We start from the raw sequence: 25,253 nt of genomic DNA, 5'->3' as shown, positions 1-25,253 counted from the left end.
CCCTTGGCCACAATCCTCGAGCCCGGGCAAATAGAAGCGGCGGCGAGTTCACCGCCGTTTTTGTACCTGCCGCCGAACAACCTGTTCACCCTGCGCGCGTTGCGCCTGGAACGTTTGGCTGACGGCCATCCCATGGCGGACTATCTGCGTTTGATCGCGGGGTTGTGTCATGTCCAGCAGCAGCTGATGGATGATCCGCTCGTGGCGACCATGCCCGACCCCGAACGCCTGCGGTTGTGCGTAGAACATGGCTTACCGCCGTTCGCCGCCGACAGTCTGGTGCGCGAAAACGTTTGGCTGCCATACCTCGAGGCCTTGTTGCAGCGCTATCAGCCATTGCCACACTCGGCGGTAGAAAACGCCGTGGCGACATTGCGCAGTGCGAACCCTGGGCTGCTCAAGGCGTGGGCGATTGCCCTGGTCAGCGGCCAGTATTCGATGCTGCCGGCAGCGCTGGTGCCGTTTCTCGGCGCCGCGCTGCAAGTGGCCTGGAGTCATTGGCTGCTGAACACGCCCAACCTTGAACTCCATCTGCAGCGCCAGCATGGCGACAGCCTCAGCCAATGCCCATCCTGCGGTTCACCGGCGATGGCCGGGGTGATTCGTCATCGCGGCAAATACAACGGTTTGCGTTATCTGGTGTGCTCGCTGTGCGCCTTCGAGTGGCATGTGGTGCGGGTCAAATGCGTGTATTGCGAACAGAGCAAGGGGCTTGAATACGTCAGCTTCGAGGATGATCGCCACGCCGCCAATCAGGCACCGCTGCGGGCGGAGGTCTGTCCCGGCTGCAACAGCTACCTGAAACTGATCTACCTGGAAAACGACGCCGAAGCCGAAGCCCTCTCGGCGGACCTGTCCAGCCTGATGCTGGACATGCGTCTGGAGCAGGAAGGCTATCAGCGGCCAGCGCCCAATCTGCTGCTGGCGCCCGGAGGCGACTGAGCTTATCGATCCCAGCGGCTACACTCAGACGCGACGGTCACTCGCTTCCGGGAGCCTCTGATGCCCGCAACACTCGCCGGCCAAACCTTGCGGCTGCCTTCCATCGACAGTTTGCTACGCCATCCCGCCTGCCAACCGTTGGCCGAGCGGTACGGACACGACGCACTGCTGGCCGGCCTGCGGCAATTGCTCGATGACTTGCGCGAGCCGGTGCACAACGGTGAACTCGCCGCCATTGAAATCGCCCCCGACGTATTAGCGGGGAGGGCAGGTGAGCGTCTGGCAATTCAGCATCGCAGCCAGATCCGCCGGGTGTTCAACCTCACCGGCACGGTGCTGCACACCAACCTCGGTCGCGCGTTGTTGCCGGAAGAAGCCATTGAAGCGGTGCAACGGGCTGCACGCTATCCGCTCAATCTGGAATTCGACCTGCACAGCGGCAAGCGCGGCGACCGGGACGATTTGATTGAAGGCTTGATCCGCGAACTGACCGGCGCCGAAGCGGTGACGGTGGTCAACAACAATGCCGCCGCCGTGTTGCTGACGCTCAACAGCCTGGGCGCGCGCAAGGAAGGGATCATCTCCCGAGGAGAGTTGATCGAAATCGGCGGCGCGTTTCGCATTCCCGACATCATGGCCCGCGCCGGGGTGCGGTTGCATGAGGTGGGCACCACCAACCGCACCCATGCGCGCGATTACGAGGCCGCCATCGGCCCGCACAGTGGTCTGCTGATGCGCGTACACGCGAGCAATTACAGCATCGAAGGCTTCACCGCGAGAGTGCCGACGGCGGAATTGGCGCAGCTGGCTCACCGCCACGGACTGCCCTTGCTCGAAGACCTCGGCAGCGGCAGCCTGCTGGACCTGACACGCTGGGGGTTGCCCGCCGAACCGACGGTGCGCCAGGCACTGCTCGATGGCGCGGACATCGTCACCTTCAGCGGCGACAAATTGCTTGGCGGGCCTCAGGCCGGATTGATCGTCGGCCGCAAAGACCTGATCGCCAGGATCAAAAAGAACCCGCTCAAGCGTGCCTTGCGAGTCGACAAACTGACCCTGGCTGCCCTCGAAGCCGTTTTGGCGCTGTACCGCGACCCCGATCGTCTGGCCGAACGACTGCCGAGTCTGCGTCTATTGACCCGGCCCCAAGCCGACATCCTCGCCCAGGCCGAACGCCTGCAACCGTCACTGGCGCAGGTGCTGGGCGATGCCTGGAGCGTCAGCGCGGTGCCGGCGCTGGGCATGATCGGCAGCGGCAGCCAACCGGTGGCCCGACTGCCCAGCGCCGCGTTATGCCTGCGGCCAAACGTTTCCAAACGCCTGCGTGGGCGTCAATTGCTGAGACTGGAAGCAGCGTTGCGGCAACTGCCCATTCCGGTGCTCGGTCGCATTGACGATGACGCCTTGTGGCTGGACTTGCGCCAACTCGATGACGAAGCGGCCTGGTTAGCCCAGCTCGATCAACTGCAGGAGGAGGGCCGGGACGGGTGATTGTCGGCACGGCGGGGCATATCGATCACGGCAAGACCTCCTTGCTGCAGGCATTGACCGGGCAGGCCGGTGATCGTCGCCGCGAAGAACGCGAACGCGGCATGACCATCGACCTGGGCTATGTCTATGCGGCGCTGGAACCGGGCGCCGCCCTGACGGGTTTTATCGACGTGCCCGGCCATGAGCGCTTCACCCACAACATGTTGGCCGGCGCTCAAGGGATTGATCTGGTGTTGCTAGTGGTAGCGGCCGATGACGGCGTCATGCCGCAAACCCGTGAACACTTGGCGATTGTCGAGTTGCTGGGCATCCCTCGGGCACTGATTGCAATCAGCAAGTGCGACCGGGTTGACCCGGCTCGGGTGCAGGCTGTTCGTGAGCAGATCGATGCATTACTGGCGCCCGGCCCGTATGCCGGCGCGCCGCAAATCCCGCTGTCGAGTGTCACTGGCGAGGGCATCGAGACACTGCGCCAAGCCTTGCTGGATGCACAGCATGAGGTTGTTCAACGCACCACCGGCGGCGGTTTTCGTCTGGCGATTGATCGGGCCTTCAGCGTGGCCGGCGCCGGCATCGTGGTGACCGGTACGGCGTTGTCCGGCCAAGTGGCGGTGGGCGATACGCTGATGTTGAGCCCGCAGGGCAAACTGGTGCGAGTACGTGGCCTGCATGCGCAAAACCAGGCCGCTGACAACGCAATGGCCGGGCAGCGCGTCGCGCTGAACCTGAGTGCCGAGCGTTTGGCCTTGGAGCAGATCCACCGTGGCCACTGGCTGGTGGCCGAATGGCTGCATGCGCCGACCCAGCGTCTGGATATCCGGATGAGCGTGTTGACCAGCGAAGCGCGAAGCTTCGAACACTTTCAACCGGTGCATGTGCATCTTGGAACTCAGGACGTGACGGGGCGGGTGGCCTTGCTGGAAGGTTCCAGCCTGGCACCGGGCGGGCAGATGCTCGCGCAACTGCTGGTCAATGCACCGGTGTTGGCAGTGAAGGGCGACCGCTTGATCCTGCGCGACCAAAGCGCCCAACGCACCCTTGGCGGTGGCCAAGTGCTGGACCCGTTCGCCCCGGCCCGACATCGTCGCAGCCCTGAGCGATTGGCGCAGCTACAAGCGCTGTCCGCCACCAATAGTCTGGAAGCGGCACTGCCGGCACTGCTGGCCAACAGCGACACCGGGCTCGATCCGCTGCGCCTGGAGCGTCAGTTCAACCGTTCGCGCGAGACTTGGGAATTGCCCGATGACGTGCGTCTCATCGATACGCGGCAGGGGCCATTGTTGTTCAGCGCGGTGCGTTGGGAAGCCCAGAAAACGCCGCTGCTGGAACACCTCGCACGCTTTCATCAACTCGAACCGGACCAGATGGGACCGGACCGGGATCGCCTGCGTCGCTTCGCCGGCAGCGTGCTGGAACGGTCGACCTTTATCAGCCTGCTCGACGAATTACTGGCCAGTGGTGCAATGACGGCCTGCGGCCCGTGGCTGCATTTACCCGATCACCAGGTGCGCTTGAGCGAGGACGACGAAAGCCTCTGGCAACAATTGCAGCCATTGTTCGAACAGGCGGGTTTCGATCCGCCGTGGGTGCGTGATCTGGCCAAAGCCACTGGCCTTGACGAGGCTGCCGTGCGCCTGCTGCTGCGCAAGATGGCCCGGTTGGGACTGCTGCATCAAATCGTTCGCGACCTGTTTTACACCGACACGCTGCTGCGCCGATTGGCGGCTATGCTGGTGCAACTGGCCAGCGATAACCCAGTGATCCAGGTCGTCGGGTTTCGCGATGCCGTGGGCCTGGGGCGCAAGCGCAGTATTCAGATTCTTGAATACTTCGACCGGCTCGGCCTGACCCGCCGCTTTGGCGATCGACGCCATATCCGGCTCGACAATGCACTGGCCCAACAAGCCGCAGTCTGACTTCAAGGAAGGCAATCGCGCCCGGTGGCGCGGCCGGGCTTCAAACCCGGTTGGGGACGGCATCCGTTCCCGGGCAGGTTCGACTCCGGCTGCCTTCCGCCATTTCCATGGTGATCTCGATCACAGGTGCCCGAAGGTCAGCGGGTACTGGATGACGACGTAAACTCTGTCGATGTCATCGCCCGCCTGAGCGGTGTTGGCCCGATGAGACACATGGGACAGTTGCAGTGACAACCCCTTGGCGGAGCCTGACTGCACGACGTAGCGCAGGTCGATGTCGCGCTCCCAATGCCGCCCGCCATCGCCCTGTTGAGGTACGTACTCGCCGATGGTCGGATCGAACGGGTTGTAGGCCCCACCCTTGGGCGCACGGGTGCCGTCGATGTCGCTGCCCCGGACATAACGCGTCATGAAACTCAGGCCGGGGATGCCATAAGCGCCGAGGTCGAGGTCGTAGCGTGCCTGCCAGGAGCGTTCGTGGGCGCCGTTGAAGTCGGCGTACTTGATCGAGTTGGCCAGGTAAATCGAGTCGCCACCGACGAAGTCGAACGGTGTGTCGCCATTGATGCGTTGCCAGGCCAGGGTAAAGGCATGGGCATCAAGGGTGTATTTGCCCGAGAGGCTGTAGGCGGTGTTGTCGATGGCACCGGCCAGTGCCTTGCCGGTGTCCTGCGTGCGGTACAGGTTGGCGTCGAGGAACACGGCGGACTGTTTCAGGTGCAGGTTGGCGTAATACTGGCGCCAGGTGTCGCTCAGCTCGGAGGCGTACAACGCGCCGCCGACAGGACTGTTTGTGAACAGGTCGGTGCCCAGAAACGTGATGCCACCAGCTTCGGTGTTGGCGCCGTAGCCGTAAAAGTTGCCCTTGCTTGTTGTGTTGTCCTGATTCTTGAACGCCGTGAAATGACCAGCCACCAGTTTCATGTTGTCGATTTCGTTGCTGTTCAACAGAAAGCCCGTGGCGTATTCCGGTTGCAGGCGTTTGTCGGAGGTGTCGAACACCGGGGTTTCCACGGTCATTTCACCGAAGGCCAGGGTGGTTCGGGAGGCCCTGATTTTCAGCGCGCCACCGGCACTGGAATAGTTGTCTTCGCTGCGACCGTCACTGTCCAGCGGCAGTAACCCGGTTCCCGAATGCCCTTTGCCGCCGTCGAGCTTCAGCCCCATAAACGCATGGCTGTCGACGCCGAAACCTAGCGTGCCGGGAGTGAATCCAGATTCAAATGAGCCGATAAAGCCTTGAGCCCACTCTTGTTTGTAGTTCTTGCCCGAAGGCTGGGGTGAGCGGTAGTCGCTGTTGAGGAAGAAATTTCGACTGAGCACCTCAAGCTTCCCGCCCTCGAGAAATCCTTGCGCGGAATCCGGTGCCTCATCCGCCAGAGCTGTTCCGGCAAAAAACACGCAGAGCCAGAAGGACGCCCTGGGTACGTCCTTCCTGCCGGAAATGCGCGGGAGGGTTTGTAAAGAAAACATGACGGATCTCCCGCTTGAAACAGCGACTCCGAAGAGTCGCTATTTATTCTCAATGGCCTTCAGAGGCATGGAACATGGTCTTGGCGTAGATCAGGCCCAGACCATAGGCACCACCGTTGGCGATGGAGGTTTTCACCGTCTCGTCGTAAGTCTCGGTGCGTGCCCAGTCGCGCTGCAGTTCAAGCAGGTATTGCAGTGAAGTCATTGGGCGGGCACCGAGCTGGATCATGCGTTGCACGGCCATTTCATGGGCTTCGATGGAGACATCGCCACAGGCATCGGCGATGAAGTACACCTCGAAGCCTTGGTCGAGGGCCGACAGTGCCGGGCCAACGATGCACACGGAGGTCCACAGGCCGGCCAGGACGATTTTTTGTTTGCCGATGGCGTTGACTTCAACGGCAATGCGCTCGTCTTCCCAGGTGTTCATGCTGGTACGGTCGATCACTTTGTGTTCCGGGAACACCGATTTGATTTCGTCGAAGATCGGGCCGGAGAAGCTTTTCTCGGCGACGGTGGTGAGGATGGTCGACACCTTGAAGCCCCGGGCTGCCTTGGCTACCAGTGCGGCGTTATTGCGCAGGGTGACGGCATCGATCGACTTGGTCGCAAAGGACATTTGCGACTGGTGATCGATCATGATCAGGGTGTGGTCGGTCGGGTTCAGCAGGGTTTTGCCAGGTGCTGCTTTTGCGATGGCCATGATGATGTCCTTGCAAGTGGATTGAGGGTTGGTTCACAAGGCCTATGGTTGCGCAGATTTCGACGCAGTTATTGAGTCGATGTGCTGTTTTTGCTTCAAGGCGCATCGGCACAAAGGTGGGGCGGCGGAGCATACAAAGGAACGCCTCAATGGACGCTCCGCGTTCGGCCCCGAAACCTCAAAGGCATTTCTGATTGCGACCTGACCCGCGTCACCCGGGCGGTGCATCTACTGACGCGCGAAGGCTGTGCCGTGCTGGATGTGATTCAGGCTCGGGCGTTGCAGCGGGAGGAGGGAGGGGTTCAAGGCCGCTGTTTAGCGGTGTAGCAAGGGACGCGATCGCGAGCAGGCTCGCTCCCACGAGTGATCGCTGGCGTGCACAAATACTGTGCTCACAGAAAATCCAGTGTGGGAGCGGGCTTGCTCGCGAAGAGACCGGCACATCCAGCATTGCAACTGCCTGACAGCCCTCGCCAGGTCAGAGCCGAAACGCTTGTCGTCCTACCAGTAACCATTTTCCTTGCTGCTTTTGCCAGATCTGAAAGTTCTCGATTTCTGTGGGAACAATCTCGGTGCCCTTGATGGCTTGCGCCGAAAAATGATGGCGGACCAACGCCACATCACCCGAGATGGTGATTTTCTGGTTCTGCATCTCCAGCGTCTTGAAAGCGCTTTTTCCGGTTTCGATGTCGGCGATGAATTCTTTCTTGTCCTGGATTTTCCCGCTGGAATGCCCATAGGTCAGGTTTTCAGCGGTGAGCGCATTCAGTTGTGGGACGTTTTTGGTCAGCATCGCTTGAGTCAGATGGTCTACCGCAGTGGCAACATCCTTCTCGCTCGATGCGGGGGAGGCCGCCACGTAGCCACTGAACAGGCATAAAAAACCGATAATCAGTTTCACTTTTTTCATGGGTAATTCCTTGTTGTTATAGGTGCGAGGACGACAGATGGATTACGTCAACTCATCTGTCATCGTACAACATATCAGGTTTTTACCAATTGACGCAGATATGGCTTGCCGACCTGGAAACATTCCCGGCGCAGGGCTGACCTATCCATATGCATCAGCAATGCTGGCCAAAAGCCTTCTATAATGCGCAGCCTTTGACGCCAGTGTACTCAACAGCCCGGTATTTCCTTGAAACGCGATCTTCGACTTGCCACTTTTCTGATCTTTCTGGTGTGTGTCTCCGTGGTGCTGCTGACGGCCTGGCAGACATGGACAGCCCGACAGAACACCTTGAGCGACATCAATACCGATACATTGAACCTGACTCACGCGCTCAACACTTACACCGAGGGCACCTTCAAGCAAAGTGAAGTGCTGTTGCTGGGCCTGACAGAAAGGATCGAGAAAGACGGCACCGGCCCGGAGCAACTCGAACGGCTGAGCAAGTTGGTTGCCCAGCAGATGGATGCGCTCCCGCAATTAAATAGTGTGGTGCTGTATGACGCCCAAGGGGACTGGCTATTCTCGACCAACATGCTGATCTCATCCAATAGCAACAACGCAGATCGGGCGTTCTTCAAGCATCACCGAGATGTCGCGGATCGCGGTATCTATATCGGCCCGGCGATTCTCAGCCGGGCCACGTGCGCCTGGGTGATTTCGGTCAGCCGACGCATCGATCACCCTGATGGAAGTTTTGCCGGGGTAATCGCCGCGACCATCAGCCTTGAACACTTCCTCAAACTTTATCGAAGCATCCATGTGGGGCAATTCGGCGCGATCAGCCTGACCTCATCCGAAGGGCGCCTGCTGGTGAGGTATCCCTTTCAAGTGGAAGACATCGGCCGTGATCTGTCGCGCGCACCGATATTCTCCGAATACTTGCGCAACAGCTCATCGGGCACCGTGGATTTTGCGTCGAATGTCGATGGCATCCATCGCCTCTACGCGTTCAAGAGAAACGATCAATATCCTGTCGTCACGACGGTTGCGGTGGGGCAGGCCGAGGCAATGCAAGCGTGGCTCAGTCAGACAAAGCAATCTGTCGCTGTGGTGCTGCTGTTGCTGGGGCTCCTGGTCGCACTGGGGCGCAGGCTGATTTCCCACATCAGCCGGCGTATTCGGGCGGAGGAAAAATTGCTCGCCACCCAAACCGCACTGATCGAGCTTAACCAGACGCTGGAAGTTCTCGCCAGCGAGGACAAACTCACCGGCCTCGCCAACCGCCGGCATTTCGATCAGTTCCTGGAGGTCGAACTCAAACGCGCCAAGCGACTCGCAAGCCCGTTGTCACTGATCCTGATCGATGTGGACTTTTTCAAACGCTACAACGATCACTACGGCCATCTCGCTGGAGACGAATGTCTACGGATCATTGGTCAGGCGATCAAGCACTGTGTACGTCGCCCGGGAGACATGGCGGCTCGTTATGGCGGGGAAGAAATCGCCGTGGTGATGCCCAATACGGACGAATCAGGAGCGCGCAAGGTTGCCGAGGCGATCCTGTCGGGGATTGCGGCCGAGCAGCTTGCGCATTTGTCGAGCCCGCTAGGTATCGTGACCGTCAGCCTTGGGGTGGCGACATATGTCGCCGACGGCAGCGACCCTGATGAAAAGGCACTGATCGGTCGTGCAGACCGCGCACTTTATGCGGCAAAGTCGCAGGGGAGAAATCAGCTGAGCGTCGCGTGAACGAGCAGGCACTTGGAGGAAAGAGCGAACAATCGGCACGCGGCGCAACTATCGGTTCAAGTGATAGTGACAATCAAGAAACGCAAGTTCTGCTGGATCGGGTAAAGGCGGAAAATCGCCTCCATCGAAGACGCAGCTCAAGGAATTTGCGCGATGAAGACATTGACCCGACTGGCAATTGTCGCCCTGTTGATGGGCGGGGTTGTTACTGCTGCAACCGCCTACGCAGACGACGCCCAGTCGTGCCATTTTCTGCCCATCGCCGGCGCCAGTACCGGGTTGCAGCATTCGCAAACCGTCGGTGTGCTGTACAGCGAAAACACCCTGGATAACCTGCAATACCTCGAGCGTTACCACGATGTGGCGGTGAACGGCGCGCGCGATGCGCTGGATGCGCGGATTCGCGACGCGTTCATCAACAGCTCCGACCCAGAGTTGGCAATCGACTGGCTGATGAGTTCGTTACAGCAGCAGTTCCTGTCGGTGACCGTCTACAACAACCTCGATGCGTTGTTGCAGGCCCATCCGGATGTGGTGGTGATGCTCGATACGCATAACCGTCTGCTGACCCAACGCAACAGTCAGGTCGAAGCGCGTTTCGCCGCACGGTTCTACGACGCCAACCTGCAATACATCGGCAAGGCCGAAGGCGCCGTCGAGAAACAAATGCCTTCGGTCTGGGTACACCGTAAAGCGGCAGCCGAGATTGCCGCCCAGATCGATCAACAACGCGACCTGCAACTCAGCGCCTTGAAGCAGTTCGATGACTCGCTCAAAACCCTGGTGACTGCTGGCTGAACCCCCGGACCATAACCGCAACGACAGTGACCCGTTGCGCAACGAAACAGATTTTTTACTTCAGGACTGCACCGATGCGCCCTTTATTTGTTCCTGCCATGGCTTTCGCCACCTTGCTGCTGGCCGGTTGTGCCACTGCGCCGAACGACCCGACGCAGATCCTGCAGACGAAAAAAACGCCTGCCGAGTACGCCGATTGCGTGGTGCCGAAGTTGCAGGGCAGCGCACTGAACCCGACGGTCTCGCAAACCCAGCGCAGCTACCGGATCGTGGTGCCGAGCAAAGTCGCCGCAGACAACGTTCTGGAAGCCTACAAAGCCCCGAACGGCGGCAAGGTGTTTTTGTATGAGCGCCACTTGCTGGCGTCGAACTTCATGCCTTCGAGTTTTGAACGTGCCGCGCAGGATTGCCTGTAACCCGTAACAGCTTTGAAAAATGCTCCTTTGGTTGGCCGCAACCAACCAATTTTTTGCCCCGTACCTTATGTGGTTTCGGGGCTTTTTTTTGCGTGCAGGTTTTGGGGCTGGGAGCAGGGCGCCGGTACTTGCGCCAGAGACATCAACCGACCGGCTCGGCCTTGCAACTCATTGGCCCTGAGCCTGGCTTCTGGAATAGCACCACGTCGCCGTCTTGCCAGAAACTGTAATTCCCTTGGGAGTCCTTGCCTGTGTATCGGGTTCCCGAATCACTCGGCTCCTGGTTCAGGACGATCGAGGTGTTCGCCCATTTCAGGTACACGACACCAGGCTGCGTGGTGAAGAAGGTGGCGGCAACCAGCGGGGCAAGCCCTGTACAACGAAAAGCCAGGGGCCCCTCGGTAAGTCTGTATGGGTCCTTGGTTCTCACGATGGCCGAGCCTTGGCGCAACTGGTACGCGCGCTCGGCATAACTGCGTACTGTGCACGCCTTGGGTACAGGTGTGGAGGCGCACTGATTGCGGGCATCGATCCAGAACTGCTGGTCGATCATGATTTTGTCCGGACGCGGCACTGAATGTTCATCCGTGAGCGCCAGGCGATAAAGACGCGTCAGTTCGATATCCATCTGCGCCAGCTGCGGATCGCGACAGATCAGCTTTTCGACGGACGCCTTTGCCTCGGCACAGTCGAAGCTGGTCTTGAAGGTTGGTGCAGCATTAACACAAGTGCTCGCCGCCGCGCATACGCTGGCAGCGAGTAGACAGGTGAAAAGGGCCGTGACCGTTTTCATGTTGGCTTCACCCAGATCATTACGTGATGCCCGGATTGCCGTGGGATTGATCGATGCGTTGAATAGTTATTCGTTCGCATTGGTGTATCGCAGTGTAAGTCAGTGCTCAGAACTTGCCATACCGCTCGGCGGTGGTTGGGTTGCAGGAGCGAGTTGGCCGCCACTGAAATTTGACGGCCTTCGCCTGCAGCTATTCGACCCGCAGGTGCCCCACAAATGCCACGTCACTCTAGAGGGCGCCCCCAAAGGCTTCAGGTAAAATCAGTTGTACTGACTTATCGATCCAGCTGCGGGTTTGGGCCTCCAGGTGTGGGTCAGCTGATAGGCAATTGCCAACCATATAAACCACCCCGGCATGACCATTAAAGCAATTCGGGTGTCAGGTCTTAATGCCAGCAAACAGAGAACAAAGCCCAGGAACGCCAAGGAGAACCAGGCCATCGGCACGCCGCCAGGCATCTTGTAGGCCGATTGCGCATGCAGGTCGGGCCGGCTTCTGCGATAGGCAATGTACGACGCGAGGATGGTCGACCAAGTGAAAATCACCAGGATCGCCGACACGGTCGAGACGATGGTGAACGCTGTCATGACTTCCGGAACGATGAACAGCAACAATACTCCCACCAGCATCAACAGTGTGGTGAACGCCAGGCTCAGCAGAGGCACGCTATTGCCCGACAAACGCCGAAAAATCCCTGGTGCGTTGTCGTGACTGGCCAGCCCAAACAGCATGCGGCTGGATGAAAATACGCCACTGTTGGCCGATGAGGCGGCAGATGTCAGCACGACAAAGTTGACGATACCTGCTGCTGCGGGAAATCCCGCAACCAGAAACAGTTCGACGAAAGGACTCTTGTTGGGCGAAACCTGTTGCCAGGAGGTCACCGCAATAATGCAGGCCAGTGCCAGCACATAAAACAGGATGATTCTCAGCGGAATCGAGTTGATGGCTTTAGGCAGGGTCTTCTCGGGGGAACGGGTTTCGGCGGCTGCAGTGCCAATCAGCTCGGTGCCGGCAAAGGAGAAGATCGCCATCTGGAAACCGGCAAAGAAACCAAACAGGCCGTTGGGGAAGGCTGCCTGTTTATCCAGCAGGTGGTTCAGGGATGCAGTGACGCCATTGGGTGAGACGAAGGAGCTGGCAATCAGCACCACGCTGACGCCAATCAAGGTGACGACGGCTATGATCTTGATGATCGCGAACCAGAACTCCACTTCACCGAAAAGCCTGACCGTCAGCACGTTCAAGGCAAACAGCGTCATTAGCATACCGATGGCCGGGATCCAGGCGGGTACATCAGGGAACCAGTATTGAAAGAAGCCGCCGACCACCACGGCATCACCCACTACCGCGACGCTCCAACTCAGCCAGTACGACCAACCGAGAAAAAATGCCGCTCGCGGGCCAAGGTAGGCACCGGCAAAATCCGCGAAGCTTTTGAAGTTTAAGTTGGAGAGCAACAGTTCGCCCATGGCGCGCATGACGAAGTAGACGAACAAGCCGATGATCATATAGATGAGGATGATCGACGTGCCGGAAAGGGCGATGATCTTCCCGGAGCCCATGAACAGCCCTGTACCAATGGCGCCTCCCATGGCCATTAACTGAATGTGACGATTGCTGAGGGTGCGCTGCAGCGCGGGCTGTTCAGGCAGCCCGGACGGAGTCGTTTTCATTACAAAACCTCTTGATTTTATGTTTTTGAGTTTTGGCAGAAAGTGGGTGTCTAGCGTTCTTGTTAGAGATGCAACGGCTACTGACGGTGGTGGTTTGCGTGTGGCAGGGTTTCTCGTCCGGTCACACGGTGAGTAGCCCCTTGGCACTTTGCTCAGGAGGCCTCACCTATGGCGATCAGCTGACTGTGCGCAGGCGCGAGGGAACTGCTGACTGCTGATCAAGCAGTTGGTAGAGGTTTTTTATGTTGGCCGGCGTCGGCACCAGATGGATGCGCTCACCAATGGCATGCTCGCGTGCCAGGTCGTGCACGTAGCGCAGTGACGAAAAGTCTTCGAGGGCAAAGCCCACGGAATCGAAAACCGTGACCTGGGCGTCGTTCTCACGGCCCGCGACTTCACCTTGAACAATCCGGAAGAATTCGACGACGGGAAAGTCGGCCTCCAGTTGTTGAATATCGCCTTCAATCCGGGTTTGAGGTTCAAACTCAACGATGACCCGGGCATTGCGCAGGATGTCGGCGTGCAGTTCGGTTTTCCCAGGGCAATCACCGCCGACGGCATTGATATGCATGCCGGGCTCGATCATCTCGGGCGTCAGAATCGTTGCATAGGCCTTGTCTGCAGTGACCGTGGTGACGATGTGCGCCCCCTTGACCGCGTCCTGTACCGAGTTGGCCAGAATCACCTCGATATCCGGGAATGCGGCTAGGTTGTGCTTCAACTTAAGTGAAGCGTCGCGATCGATATCGAAAATGCGGATTTCCTTGATGGACAGCATTTCGTAGAAGGCGATGGCTTGAAATTCGCTCTGGGCGCCATTGCCGATGATTGCCATGATGTTTGCATCAGGGCGCGCCAGGGACTTCGCGACCAGGGCGGAGGTCGCGGCTGTGCGCACGGCGGTGGTCAATGTCAGTTCGCTGAGCAAGGTTGGATAGCCACTGTGGACATCGGCCAGGACACCGAAGGCCATGACCGTCAGCAAATTGCTTTGACCGTTGTCCGGGTGACCATTCACGTATTTGAACGAGTACTGTTGGCCATCGTCCGTCGGCATCAACTCGATCACACCATCGGCCGAATGATTGGCGGTGCGCGGCGACTTATCAAACTGCGCCCAGCGTGAGTAGTCAGCTTCGATGTAAGCCGCCATTTCGCGTATTGCCCGACGGATTCCCACCTTGGCGAACAGGCGTGCGGCATGATCGACGTCTATAAAAAGAGTCATGTTTTTATTCTCCGATTCAATAGTTGAAGCGCTGCGATTCAGGGGATGACTCAGGTGCGTTTGCTCTCGTAACCATGCAGCACGTTGACCGCATTGATCCCGATTTCATCGACCATGTAGCCGCCCTCCATCACGAACAGGGCGGGGCAGCCCACGCCCGCTATCAGCTCGCCGATGCCGATGAAATCGTCGCTTTCCAGCAGAAAGTGGCTGATGGGGTCGTCCTTGAATGTGTCGACGCCGAGTGAAATAACCAGCACTTCAGGGGCGAATTGCTGAAGTTTCTTGCAGGCGTGGAGCAGGGCGTTGCGATAGCTTTCCCAGGTGGTGTTCTTCGGCAACGGGTAGTTGAGGTTGTAACCTTCGCCGTGGCCGGCGCCGACTTCGTGGCTGTAGCCTGAGTAGTACGGATAGGACACCGTCGGTTCGCCGTGCAGCGAGACAAACATGACGTCACTGCGCCCGTAGAAGATGTTCTGGGTGCCGTTGCCATGATGAAAGTCGACGTCCAGTACCGCGACACGTTTGGCGCCTTGGGTAATGGCGTGCTGTGCGGCAATGGCGGCGTTGTTGAGATAGCAATAGCCGCCCATGTATTCACGTGCTGCGTGATGGCCGGGCGGACGGCACAGGGCAAAAGCACTGTCGTGGCCTTCATCGATCAGCGCCAGCCCGGTCAGCGCGATATCGGCGCTGGTTTTTACCGCTTGCCATGTGGTGGCGGTAATCGGGGAGCCGGCGTCCATGGCGTAGAAACCCAACTTGCCGTCGATGTAAGCCGGCACATGCTCGTTAGCCAGATCGCGCACTGGCCATACCAGCGGCAAGGCATCGTGGGTGCGTCCGGTTGCGCTCCATTCAGACCAGGCCGATTCAAGAAAGGTTACGTAGCGCTCGCTGTGCGCGTTGACATAGCACGACCGGTCAAAGGCTCGCGGTTCGATGACCTGACCAAGCCCGACCTGCTTGACCCGATGATGGACGGTATCGGCCCGACTGGGCTGTTCGAAGGACGGCTTGAGTACGCCGTCTTTCAATTCGGTGCCGTGGTGCAAACGGTGGGAATCACTGAAAACTGTAAACATTGTGCGCATCCGTTGATGTGAGCCAGTACAAATATTTTGTTCTGGTACAGATGCGATTTCTTTGCTTTGTTTTCGGTGTTTGGTAGATATTACGGGAGGTTTTACTCAGGAATGGCGCAATGCAGAAAAAAACATCCAAGCGCATCAGTCTCGACGACACCGACCTGGCGATTCTCGCATTGCTGCAGGAGGATGCGAGTATCTCCAACGCCGAGCTCAGTGAGCGCCTGTCGTTAAGCCTTACGCCTTGCTGGCGGCGGCGTAAGAGAATGGAGGAGGCGGGAGTGATTAAGGGCTATCAGGCTAACCTTGATCGACGAATGCTGGGGCTGGACATCATGGCGTTCGTGCACATCCGTTTTTCCACCCACGCCGATCACGCCCCCGACGACTTCGAGGCGGTGATTGCGCAGTTGCCCGAAGTGTTGTCCTGCCACAAGATCACCGGGGATGCCGACTACGTGCTGCAAGTGTTGGCAGAGGATCTTGATAGCTACAGTGACTTTATCGAGCAGGTGCTCAGGCGCCAGGTGGGTATTGCCTCCATCCAGTCCAGCCTGGCATTACGCGAGGTCAAGACCAGTAGCCGTATTGCGATACCCAAATCGAGCAAGGACTGAAGGGCAGGGGTTGGATCACCTTTCCAAAACCTACCTTGACCGAGTTTTTTTCTCGCTGGCGAAATTGACGCCTGCCCCCGTACCAGAATGCAAAATGCAGGAGCAGGCAAGCCCGCTCCTGCATTTTGACCTGTGGCTGTCCTCGATTTTTCGAGCACTGCAAATCCCTTTTGGGCGTAACTCAGGCTGTGAAATCGCTGGCGTGCAACTCCGTGACGCCCACCAGTGTGATTTCGAACTCGGGGGCGGCGTCGGCATCGACACTGCCATAGAGAATGCCATCGGCAAAGCGCAGTTGGCCGGTGGCGTCGGCAGGGTCGAAGGCGTTGGCGCCGATGAAGGTGAAGGCGTCGATAGCAGTGGTCAGCGGGTTGGCGTCCAGGCCGGAGAAGTCCAGATGATCACCCTCGGTGCTCTTGAAACCGTTGATCACATCGCGTAAAGCGCCGGCGCCCATGTCCGACAGCGCATCAAACACGTAGGTATCCGCGCCAGTGCCTCCGGTGAGGTTGTCGGTGCCGGCGCCGCCGATCAGCCGGTCATCGCCCGAACCGCCCACCAACGTATCGTTGCCCGCACCACCGTTCAGAACGTTCGCGGCGCTGTTGCCCGACAGAGTGTCGGCGTAGGCGCTTCCCGTGAGGTTTTCGAAGAGCTTCACGGTGTCGAGCCCGGAACCCACGGTGTTTTGCTGCGCTGACGTCGAGAGGTTGACGGTAACGCCAGACGCTGCGCGTTCAAAAGACACCGTGTCATTGCCCTCGCGTCCGTCCAGCACGTTGTTGCCGGCTCCGGCGAACAGCGTGTTGTCCAACGCGTTGCCCGTGCCATTGGCGGCGCCAGTGCTATCGATATACAGATGCTCGACGTTGTTGCCGAGGGTATAGGCCGCCAGGCTGCTGTGCACGCTGTCGATCCCTCCGGACGCCGCATTGCTGTTGGTCTCGATCACGGCGTCGTCAGCGTTGTCGACATAGTAGGTGTCGTTGCCATCGCCACCGCTCATGCTGTCGCCGCCTGCGGCACCATCGAGCACATTATTGCCGGCATTGCCGGTGATGAAGTTGTGCTGCTCATTGCCGGTGCCGTTGATGCCCGACACGCCGGTGAGCACCAGGTTCTCGAGATTGGCGCCCAGGGTCCAGCTGACCGAGGCCTGTACCGTATCGATCTGCGAGGTCGAGGTGTTGGTTTCCACCACGCGGTCGAGCACGTTGTTGACCACATAAATGTCGTTACCATCGCCACCGGTCATGGTGTCGGCGCCCAGGCCGCCATCCAGTGTGTCGTTGCCCGAGCTGCCCACCAGGGTATCCGCCTGGTCGGTACCGGAAATCATCGTCCGGTTGTTGTCGAAAATGTCCTGCACGCTGTTGTTGTCGTTGGGGTTGCCCTGGAAGCCAAGGTCATTGGCGATGTAGTCGGCCAGGCGCTGGCCGACGATTTCCGCCGATTCCTCGTGCAGGTGCCAGACGTCGTCGGGATACGTCAGCGGATCGACTTCGTGTCGCAAGGGGAGGTCGTTGTAGTCCACCGCCAGCTTGACGTCGGCGCGCTCGGCGGCAATGGCTTCCTGGGCGGCGTGAACATAGCCAACCCCCTCGACGATGGAGGCGATCTTCTCTTCCGAATAGCCACGGGCGCGCGCCGCGTCCTGCTCGTAGTGACCGGTTTCCATCATGTACACGTCGAAGTTGCCGAACTGGGCATGCAGGTAGTCAAACACCTTTAGGGTCGCATCCTTGTAGGCCGCTGCTGCCGCTGCTTTGTCCGTGGCTTGGGCGATCTCCTGAGCGGCTTCCTCACCCTGGCCCCAAATGATGCCCATGGTGACGTTATTGATCGATTGCAGTTCGGAGCGCTGTTCGCTCAGCAGCGTCACGGCGCGCAACAGCGCAGCCCCGGGTTGGTCGGTGTCGGTCAGCCACCAGCACAACTTGAGTTCCTCGGCGCTGAGCGTCGACAGGCCGGTGACCGTGCTGCCGCCCACCGCGATGTCGATGCCGTTGCCATCGGCATCGGTGAACTGGCTGCGCACGTCATAGGGGGTGTAGCGGTCCAGGTCGTTGACCAGCATCGAGGTGCCGGACTGATTGTCGTCCTCCGTCATGCGCAGCAGGCGCGCATTGGATTGGCCGAGGGTGGGCAGGTAGAGGATGTCCTGCTGGGCGTGCTGGCCAAACACGAAGTCACTGGCGGTCAGGGTGTTGAGGTAGTTGCCGCTGAGGGCGATTTCAAATCGATTACCATCGGCATCCGCTTCGGCGGACTTGATGTAGGTCTTGTCGCCCGCCGCGTTGAGGGTGATGTACAACGTGCCATTGTGGCCATCGCCAAGGCCGACAAAGCCCAGGCCTGACACATCGATTTTGTCGACGCCCGCGGTGAAGTCATAGATCGTGTCAGTGGCCGTGATACCACCCGTGTCGTAGTCGCGGTAGCTGTCGAGCAGGTTGGTATAGCGGAAGGTGTCGGCACCGTCGCCACCATACAGCGAGTCGCGTCCGGCACCGCCGTCGACGGTGTCGGCGCCAGCGCCGGCCTTGATCGTGTCGTTGCCACCGAGGCCGAGGATCAGGTCTGCACCCGCCGTGCCGTTGAGGGTTTCGGCAGTGTTGGTGCCGGTGACAGTGTTGGCCACTCCCAGGGCGAAGCTATCGCTGGCCGATGCACCGGCCGGGTCTGTGGCCTTGACCAGCACGTCGTAATTGCCGGACGCGGTGCTGGTCGGCGTGCCGGTGAAGGTCAGGTTGGTGGCATTGAAGCTCAGCCACGCGGGCAGGGCGCTGCCATCGGCGAGGGTGGCGGTGTAGCTGAGGTTGTCATTGTCCGCATCGGTGAAGCTGGTGGCTGGCACCACGTAGCTGAACGGGGCGTTTTCGGTTGCGTTCTGATCCAGCAGCGGCGTGGCCAGAACCGGTGCGTGGTTGGTCGGTGACGACGTGGCGAAGACGAAGTTGGCGCTGGTCAGCTTGTCGAGGTAGTTACCGTTCAGTGCCACTTCGAAGCGGTTGCCATCGGCGTCGGCTGTCAGGGACTTGATGTAAGTCTTGGTGCCGGCACTGTTGAGCACCACGTACACGGTGTTGTTCTTGCCATCCCCCAGGCCGGTGAAACCCATGGCCGAGAGGTCGATCTTGTCGGCGGTGATATCAAAATCGGTGATCAGGTCGGCGAGGTTGGCACCACCGGTGTTGTAATTGCGATAACTGTCCAGGCGATTGGAAAACACAAAGGTGTCCGCTCCGGCGCCACCGGTGAGGGTGTCCATACCGGCACCGCCGTCGAGTTTGTCGTCACCCGCGCCGCCACTGAGACTATCGTTGCCCGCCAGGCCGAGCAGGGTGTCGGCCGAATCACTGCCCAGCAGCGAGTCGTTGCCGCTGGTGCCGGTGAGCACACGATTGAAGATGAAATTGCTGGCGGTCAGAGTGCTGGCGAGGTTGCCCGAGAGTATCAATTCGAAGCGATTGCCACTGGCGTCGGCATCGTAGTCCTTGATGTAGGTGCGGTTAGTGCTGGCGCTGTAGCTGACTTGCAGGGTACTGCCATGGCCATTGCCCAGGCCGGTGAAACCGAGGCCGGCGAGGTCGATCTTGTCCTGGGTGACATCGAAGTCGGTGATGGTGTCATCGAAGCTCGCGGTTGCGTTGCGGTAGCTGTCGGACTGAGTGGTGAAACGGAACGTATCGGCGCCGGTACCGCCGGTGAGTTTGTCGATGCCTGCACCGCCTACCAGAATGTCGTCACCGGCCCCGCCATTGATGGTGTCGTTGCCAGCACCGCCATAGAAAATCTCGCTGCCGGCGCTGCCCAGCAGGGTGTCGTTGCCAGTTGTGCCTTGCACGGTGGTCATCGGGACCGTGTCGCTGACGTAACTGCCGTCGCCATAGACCAGCGTCGCACCGTTGCTGGTGTGGCTGATGGTGTTGCCGATGATGGCGTTGCGATCAGTGCCGTCTTCATTGCGTTCCGCAACGCCGTAGGTCGACAGGTTACTGCCGGTGATGATGTTGCTCTGGATGATGTTATCGCTGCCGTTGTAGTACTTGCCGGACACACCCAGGGTGTCGTTGTAGGACTGGATGATGATCTCCGGTACGGGGTTGCCCAGGGAATTGCTGTGGAGCGTGTTGTCGATAAGCTCGACGTGGTTGCTGCCGTAGATACGGACCCCGGCGCTGGTGTTGTCGTGAATGTCGACGCCGCTGACCGTCACTTCGCTGGACATTTTGATCAGCACCCCTTCGGCGCCGTTGCCATACACCTCGCCACCGGTGATGGTGATGTTGCTGGGGGAGGGGATGTTCTCGCTGCCGCGCTGCACCACGATGCCATTGCCGCCGTTGTTGTAGGCAACGTTATTGGTGAGCGTGAAGTCGTGGGTGCTGGTCACGATATTGAAACCGTGCCGGTCGTTGTCGTAGGCGACGTTGTTTTCGAAGGTGCTGTTGCTCAGGAAGTCAGCTACGAAACCGTCCAGGCCGTTGCCGTGGGACACGCTGTTCTTGATGACCATGTTGACGGTCTGCTCGTGGGGGTCGAAACCGTACCCCGAGCAGTCCTTGATCTCGACGCTGTCGAGGGTGACGTTGGAGTCATAGCCTGCTTGCCCGGGAATGTAGCCGTTGAACCAACCGTCGATCTTGCCCGTAGTGTTGTCACGGTTGCCGTCAATGGTGAGCTTGCTGACGCCGAAGTCGTGGGTTTCCTCGCCATAGGCGGAGCGGATGACGCCGGTGATCTTGGTGTCGGAGCCGTCAGCCACCTTGACGGTGGTAGCGCCCATGCCGTCGCCGTACAGGTAGACGTTGCTCTTGAGCATCAGGCAACCGTCGGAAGGTTCCACTCCTCCCGAAACGATATAGGTTCCGGTCGGCACGTAAACCTGCCCCCCGCCTGCGGCGGCCGCCGCATCAATTGCACGTTGTATCGCCGCTGTGTCGTCAGTGATGCCATCTCCTTTGGCGCCAAAATTTTGTACATTGAAAATCATGAGCTTATCTCCGTATCAGGCAAGAACCTCGGAAGATGCCAATATTCCATCGACAGCCACCGTGGTTTGACCCAGCGGAGTGCAAAAGTTATGACCGCATATCGGGGATGTGTCAAAAAACCGGACTAACTGATTAGCGGTTGAGAAGGTGTTTCAAAAAAGTAACAGATTGTTGACGCTCGCTCCGGTGGCGAGCGATGGCTCTGTGGGAGCGGTTTTTCATCATTGAGGTGTGTTACGAGGTGCTATCGATAACCCGCAGGTGCGCTGCCGCAATGTTGTATGCGCGATGCTTGAGCTGGAGGTGTATGAGCGACATGGGTAATGAGGAGCGACCTCACTGGAACGTCGCTCCTCTGAATCCAACAACGCTTACGTCGTCTTCAATGACTCCCGACGCGCAAGGCTTTCTCTAGAATCGCCAAGCCACCCGCGAGTATCAGCGGCGCGGTGGTGAAGTCCGCCCCGGCCTTACACAGGCTAGCTCGTGTCCTGCAATACGCGCCCATTCAGGTGCTTGCGTTAACCCGCGATCTTGATTGCAAGCTCAGCGACGTGTTTACCCTGGAAACGCGCAATATCCAGTTCATTTTTTGACGGTTGCCGTTTACCGTCAGCGCCTGCCAGGGTGGTCGCGCCATAGGGCGTACCGCCGGTGATCTCGCTCATGTTGGTCAGCCCTGCGCAGGTGTAAGGCACACCCACGATGACCATCCCTTGATGCAGGAGTGTGCTGTGAAACGACGTAATCGTGGTTTCCTGGCCACCGTGCTGGGTGCCGGTCGATGCAAAGACACTGCCGATTTTCCCGACCAGCGCGCCGCTCATCCACAGTCCGCCGGTCTGGTCGAGAAACGTGCGCATCTGTCCCGCCATATTGCCGAAGCGCGTCGGTGTACCAAAGATGATTGCATCGTAATTGCCCAGCTCGTCAGGTGTCGCCACCGGTGCCTTCTGGTCAAGTTTGACGCCGATGGCTGCTGCCTGTTCGGCCGGGATGGTTTCAGCAACACGCTTGAGCGTCACGTCGGTGCCAGGTACGGATCGTGCGCCTTCGGCCACTGCTCCAGCCATCGTTTCGAGGTGACCGTACATTGAGTAATAGAGAACCAGTACCTTCGCCATGATTTTTCTCCTGGATTAAGCGCCATTCGATGGATTAGGAAGATCTTGGGTTACACCACTGCCAACGAACAGCAGCGGCAGGTGCAGCACTCGGTCATGAACAAAACGGCGGCTCACACCCACCCGACTGCAGGGACTTTGACGGCATGCGGATTAACACTAGCAGTTCCGTATGCTGCCTGCCGGGCAGTCAGGGAAGCTATTCGATTGGTGGCAGATGGCAGCACGTGTAGTGGGGAAGGGCGCGCAGCAAAGAGGGCATCTGTCATAGGTAATTCACTTCACTCAATGCGCATGGGCATGTGAATGGATGGTCAGGGCACCCGGTACCCAGCCATTAAAAAAAGTACCCCTTACTCCCGGATATCATGATTTTTCACAAGCATGAGCTTTCCATATAGTCCTCCCAAGCCCACTTGGAACACGGCTGTGTTTCCCTTGATGCGAGAGAACTTTATGGAAAATAAGAAACGCGCCGTCCAGGCTTCAGACATTGGGATGGGGACTCGAGTGGTATGGGGAGGAGAGCAGGTTCAACATCCCTACAATGCGACGCAGACACCCATCGTGGTCAGTGCTGCCTATGGCTATGACGATATCGATAAGTGGTATGACGTGGCATTGGGAAAGGAGCCCGGCTTCATTTACAGCCGGATGAGCAATCCCACTGTCTCCGTCTTGGAAGATAAACTCTGTGAGCTCGAAAACGCAGAGTCGGCCGTAGCTTTCAGTACCGGAATGGCCGCGATCAGCGGTGTACTGCACACCTTCCTGTCCTTTGGGCAGCGTGTGATATCTACGCGTGACAGCTACGGTGGTACGAACAAGATTTTCGAGGAGTTTCTTCCACGCATGGGGGTGGAGGTAACCCTTTGCGATACGCTCGACACCGTGGCACTTGAGCAGGAGATCGCTAAAGGCTGCAACGTCCTGTACCTGGAAACACCCACGAACCCAACGCTGAAAATCGTTGATATTCGGCGCCTTGTGGCAGCGGCCAAGCGAGTGGGCGCTTTGGTTGTTGCGGACAATACATTCGCGACGCCTCTGAATCAGAACCCGCTCGCCTTAGGCGTTGATGTGGTTGTACACAGCGCGACCAAATTCCTGTCCGGTCATGGTGATGTCCTCGGTGGTGTGGTCTGCGGCGCCGAGCATTTGATGTCTCAAGTTCGCCATTACCGCGAAATCAATGGTGCCTCGCTGGATCCTTTTTCGGCGTATCTAATCATCCGAGGCATCAAGACTCTGGCTCTGCGTGTTCGCCAGCAACAGGCGAGCGCGAAGCTTTTGGCCGAGTACCTCTGTACCGAACCGCTGGTTGAGTCGGTGAACTATCCGGGGCTGCCTCAACATCCAGGTCATGACATCGCTCGTTCGCAAATGAACGGATTCGGAGCCATCGTCAGCTTCGTGCTGAAAGGAGGCATGGACACAGTGACTCGTTTGCTGCCGCTGCTCAGGTATGCGCATCGGGCGGGTAATTTGGGCGCTGTCGAGACCATCTATGGGCCGGCTCGGACGACCAGTCACGTGGAAAATACTTTGGAAGAGCGTCAGGCACTGGGAATCTCCGAAGGCTTGGTTCGAGTGTCCGTAGGTATTGAAGATTCAGCAGATTTATTGGCTGACCTAAAACAAGCCTTCGCTTTAGTGCGAATTAAACACGGTGATGCAAACATTAACGCTGATAATGCCCAACGTTTCATTGAGGTAGAAGCCTGAATACGGGCAGGACGCTCGAGATTCATCTTAAGCCCTTCATGAAGAATGAAAATAATAAAATCCAGCGACAACTAAATTGTACTGCCCAACCGCCAGTTACAAGGACGCTTGTCCGCACATTTCATGAGAATAAAACTATGTCCACGCATATTAAAGATAATCAGTCCGACCCAAACTCGCGTTTCAAAAAGGAAATGCAAACACGCCACATCGTTATGTTGGCACTGGGCGGTGTGATCGGTACGGGGTTATTCCTTACCTCCGGTTACACGGTTAATCAGGCAGGGCCACTCGGTGCAGTGATTGCTTACATCATCGGTGCAGTGATGGTGTATTTAGTCATGGTCTGTCTCGGTGAGTTGGCTGTACAGATGCCAGAAACCGGATCTTTCAGTAGTTACGCAACGCGATACCTGGGCCCAGGCACAGGCTATACAGTGGCCTGGCTATACTGGCTCACTTGGGCAGTAGCTATCGGTTCAGAGTTCACAGCTGCGGGCATTCTGATGGTTCGGTGGTTTCCTGATACACCCGTCTGGATTTGGAGCGCGCTATTTGCCATCGCAGTGTTCTCAAGCAATGTTGTCTCCGTTCGGTGGTTTGCGGAGACTGAGTTTTGGCTTTCGCTGATTAAGGTGCTGACCGTTATCACATTCATTGTGATCGGCGGAGCGGCAATTTTCGGTCTTATTCAAGTACAGAGTTTGCAGGGTGCGGGACTTTCCAACTTCACACGTGAGGGGCTTTTTCCCACCGGATTTCTACCCATTGCAATGACCCTCCTGGCTGTTTCCTTCGCCTTTTCGGGAACTGAGCTGATCGGGATTGCGGCAGGTGAAGCGCAAGATCCACAAACTAGCGTGCCCAAGGCAATCCGCACGACAGTGGTACGTTTGGCGCTGTTCTTCGTGGGGACCATTTTCGTCCTTGCGACGTTACTGCCACGAGAGCAAGCGGGGCTTGTAGAAAGTCCGTTCGTCATGGTGTTTGAGCTGATTGGCATCCCATACTCTGCCGACATTATGAACTTCGTCATTCTTACGGCACTGATTTCCGCCGCTAACTCGGGGCTGTATGCAGCATCGCGCATGCTGTGGACATTGAGCGATCAAGGACATATGCCTAAGCGCTACGCCAGGCTCTCCAGTCGTGGCACACCGGTGAACGCCATCGTGCTTAGTATGGCGGGCGCAGTGGCTTCTCTGCTCAGCAGTGTGTTTGCCCCTGATACGGTTTACTTGGCCTTGGTGTCCATTTCCGGTCTGGCGGTCGTAGTCGTGTGGATGAGCATTGCTGCCAGCCAGATCGCGTTCCGTCGTCAATACGTTGCTAATGGCGGACGAGTTGAAGACCTGCATTTCCGTGTACGCGGCTATCCATGGGTGCCTATCGGTGCACTGTTGTGTTGCTTGCTGGCCTGTGTGGGTATCGCTTTTGATCCTGAGCAGCGAGTGGCACTTTACTTCGGACTGCCCTTTATCGCGTGGTGTTATTTCGTTTACTGGGTCACTCGAAACAAGAGAGCAGAGCGATTGGCTTTAGCCGCCGCTGTTCATTCCTCTGGCACCGTGTGAGTTTCTCAGGCAATGATTGAGCATAGTTAAAGCCCTGATGAGGTTGCGCC

The 25,253-nt window shown here is 58.3% G+C and carries 18 protein-coding genes and 1 tRNA gene; 10 read left to right on the top strand and 9 right to left on the bottom strand.

Annotated features, from left to right (window positions below; translation table 11 throughout):
• Positions 1–3 precede the first annotated feature (3 nt).
• The 4 genes from fdhE (at position 4) to PGR6_RS14640 (ending at position 4,451) form a co-directional block, all read left to right on the top strand.
• The gene (fdhE, locus tag PGR6_RS14655) at positions 4–942 is read left to right on the top strand and encodes a formate dehydrogenase accessory protein FdhE (RefSeq protein ID WP_064617962.1); all 939 of its coding nucleotides are present in this window, start codon (positions 4–6) and stop codon (positions 940–942) included.
• A gap of 60 nt (positions 943–1,002) precedes the next feature.
• On the top strand, positions 1,003–2,433 hold the full coding sequence (gene selA / locus PGR6_RS14650; RefSeq protein WP_064617961.1) for an L-seryl-tRNA(Sec) selenium transferase: 1,431 nt from the start codon (positions 1,003–1,005) through the stop codon (positions 2,431–2,433).
• On the top strand, positions 2,430–4,349 hold the full coding sequence (gene selB, locus PGR6_RS14645) for a selenocysteine-specific translation elongation factor (protein WP_064617952.1): 1,920 nt from the start codon (positions 2,430–2,432) through the stop codon (positions 4,347–4,349). Before selA ends, selB begins: the two co-directional genes overlap by 4 nt.
• A 6-nt stretch (positions 4,350–4,355) precedes the next feature.
• Positions 4,356–4,451 (top strand) — tRNA-Sec (locus PGR6_RS14640).
• Positions 4,452–4,469: 18 nt separating this feature from the next.
• On the opposite strand, the gene PGR6_RS14635 is transcribed toward PGR6_RS14640, so the two are convergent.
• The 3 genes from PGR6_RS14635 to PGR6_RS14625 form a co-directional block, all read right to left on the bottom strand.
• Positions 4,470–5,822: an OprD family porin gene (locus tag PGR6_RS14635; RefSeq protein WP_086944280.1), complete on the bottom strand. Its 1,353-nt coding sequence runs from the start codon at positions 5,820–5,822 to the stop codon at positions 4,470–4,472.
• Positions 5,823–5,871: 49 nt separating this feature from the next.
• Entirely contained in the window at positions 5,872–6,525 is a 654-nt protein-coding gene (locus tag PGR6_RS14630; RefSeq protein WP_028940578.1) for a hydrolase, read from the bottom strand.
• 478 nt (positions 6,526–7,003) lie between these two features.
• Positions 7,004–7,435 carry a nuclear transport factor 2 family protein gene (locus PGR6_RS14625; RefSeq protein WP_064617948.1) on the bottom strand — a complete coding sequence of 144 codons (432 nt, stop codon included), beginning with the start codon at positions 7,433–7,435 and terminating at the stop codon, positions 7,004–7,006.
• Positions 7,436–7,663: 228 nt separating this feature from the next.
• Between PGR6_RS14625 and PGR6_RS14620 the strand changes: the two genes are divergently transcribed.
• The 3 genes from PGR6_RS14620 (at position 7,664) to PGR6_RS14610 (ending at position 10,380) form a co-directional block, all read left to right on the top strand.
• Positions 7,664–9,166: a sensor domain-containing diguanylate cyclase gene (locus PGR6_RS14620; protein WP_237229546.1), complete on the top strand. Its 1,503-nt coding sequence runs from the start codon at positions 7,664–7,666 to the stop codon at positions 9,164–9,166.
• A gap of 153 nt (positions 9,167–9,319) precedes the next feature.
• On the top strand, positions 9,320–9,964 hold the full coding sequence (locus tag PGR6_RS14615) for a hypothetical protein (protein ID WP_064617943.1): 645 nt from the start codon (positions 9,320–9,322) through the stop codon (positions 9,962–9,964).
• Positions 9,965–10,038: 74 nt separating this feature from the next.
• Entirely contained in the window at positions 10,039–10,380 is a 342-nt protein-coding gene (locus tag PGR6_RS14610; RefSeq protein ID WP_026286402.1) for a hypothetical protein, read from the top strand.
• Between the two features lie 142 nt (positions 10,381–10,522).
• On the opposite strand, the gene PGR6_RS14605 is transcribed toward PGR6_RS14610, so the two are convergent.
• From PGR6_RS14605 to PGR6_RS14590, 4 genes are all read right to left on the bottom strand, one after another.
• Entirely contained in the window at positions 10,523–11,173 is a 651-nt protein-coding gene (locus tag PGR6_RS14605; protein WP_064617940.1) for an MliC family protein, read from the bottom strand.
• Positions 11,174–11,434: 261 nt separating this feature from the next.
• Entirely contained in the window at positions 11,435–12,850 is a 1,416-nt protein-coding gene (locus PGR6_RS14600; RefSeq protein ID WP_064617938.1) for an amino acid permease, read from the bottom strand.
• 175 nt (positions 12,851–13,025) lie between these two features.
• Positions 13,026–14,078 carry an ornithine cyclodeaminase gene (locus tag PGR6_RS14595; protein ID WP_064617937.1) on the bottom strand — a complete coding sequence of 351 codons (1,053 nt, stop codon included), beginning with the start codon at positions 14,076–14,078 and terminating at the stop codon, positions 13,026–13,028.
• Positions 14,079–14,128: 50 nt separating this feature from the next.
• Complete coding sequence (locus PGR6_RS14590; RefSeq protein WP_064617936.1) at positions 14,129–15,163, bottom strand: histone deacetylase family protein; 1,035 nt, start codon at positions 15,161–15,163, stop codon at positions 14,129–14,131.
• A 119-nt stretch (positions 15,164–15,282) separates the two neighbouring features.
• Here PGR6_RS14590 and PGR6_RS14585 point away from each other — a divergent pair, with 119 nt between their 5' ends.
• Complete coding sequence (locus PGR6_RS14585) at positions 15,283–15,783, top strand: Lrp/AsnC family transcriptional regulator (RefSeq protein ID WP_018925946.1); 501 nt, start codon at positions 15,283–15,285, stop codon at positions 15,781–15,783.
• A 181-nt stretch (positions 15,784–15,964) separates the two neighbouring features.
• Here PGR6_RS14585 and PGR6_RS14580 read toward each other — a convergent pair whose 3' ends face one another.
• Both PGR6_RS14580 and wrbA read right to left on the bottom strand, forming a co-directional pair.
• On the bottom strand, positions 15,965–20,779 hold the full coding sequence (locus tag PGR6_RS14580; protein WP_064617933.1) for a M10 family metallopeptidase C-terminal domain-containing protein: 4,815 nt from the start codon (positions 20,777–20,779) through the stop codon (positions 15,965–15,967).
• A 522-nt stretch (positions 20,780–21,301) separates the two neighbouring features.
• On the bottom strand, positions 21,302–21,904 hold the full coding sequence (gene wrbA / locus PGR6_RS14575; RefSeq protein ID WP_064617932.1) for an NAD(P)H:quinone oxidoreductase: 603 nt from the start codon (positions 21,902–21,904) through the stop codon (positions 21,302–21,304).
• A 456-nt stretch (positions 21,905–22,360) separates the two neighbouring features.
• Between wrbA and PGR6_RS14570 the strand changes: the two genes are divergently transcribed.
• Together PGR6_RS14570 and PGR6_RS14565 are read left to right on the top strand one after the other, a co-directional pair.
• Positions 22,361–23,629 carry a cystathionine gamma-synthase family protein gene (locus PGR6_RS14570; RefSeq protein WP_064621278.1) on the top strand — a complete coding sequence of 423 codons (1,269 nt, stop codon included), beginning with the start codon at positions 22,361–22,363 and terminating at the stop codon, positions 23,627–23,629.
• 137 nt (positions 23,630–23,766) lie between these two features.
• The gene (locus tag PGR6_RS14565) at positions 23,767–25,203 is read left to right on the top strand and encodes an amino acid permease (protein ID WP_064617930.1); all 1,437 of its coding nucleotides are present in this window, start codon (positions 23,767–23,769) and stop codon (positions 25,201–25,203) included.
• The last annotated feature ends 50 nt before the right edge of the window (positions 25,204–25,253 follow it).

It is taken from the genome of Pseudomonas sp. GR 6-02 (genome assembly GCF_001655615.1).
In the GTDB taxonomy this organism is placed as follows: domain Bacteria; phylum Pseudomonadota; class Gammaproteobacteria; order Pseudomonadales; family Pseudomonadaceae; genus Aquipseudomonas.
The sequence above is the reverse complement of the archived record's forward strand: the minus strand, read 5'-3'. Positions and strand labels throughout refer to the sequence as shown.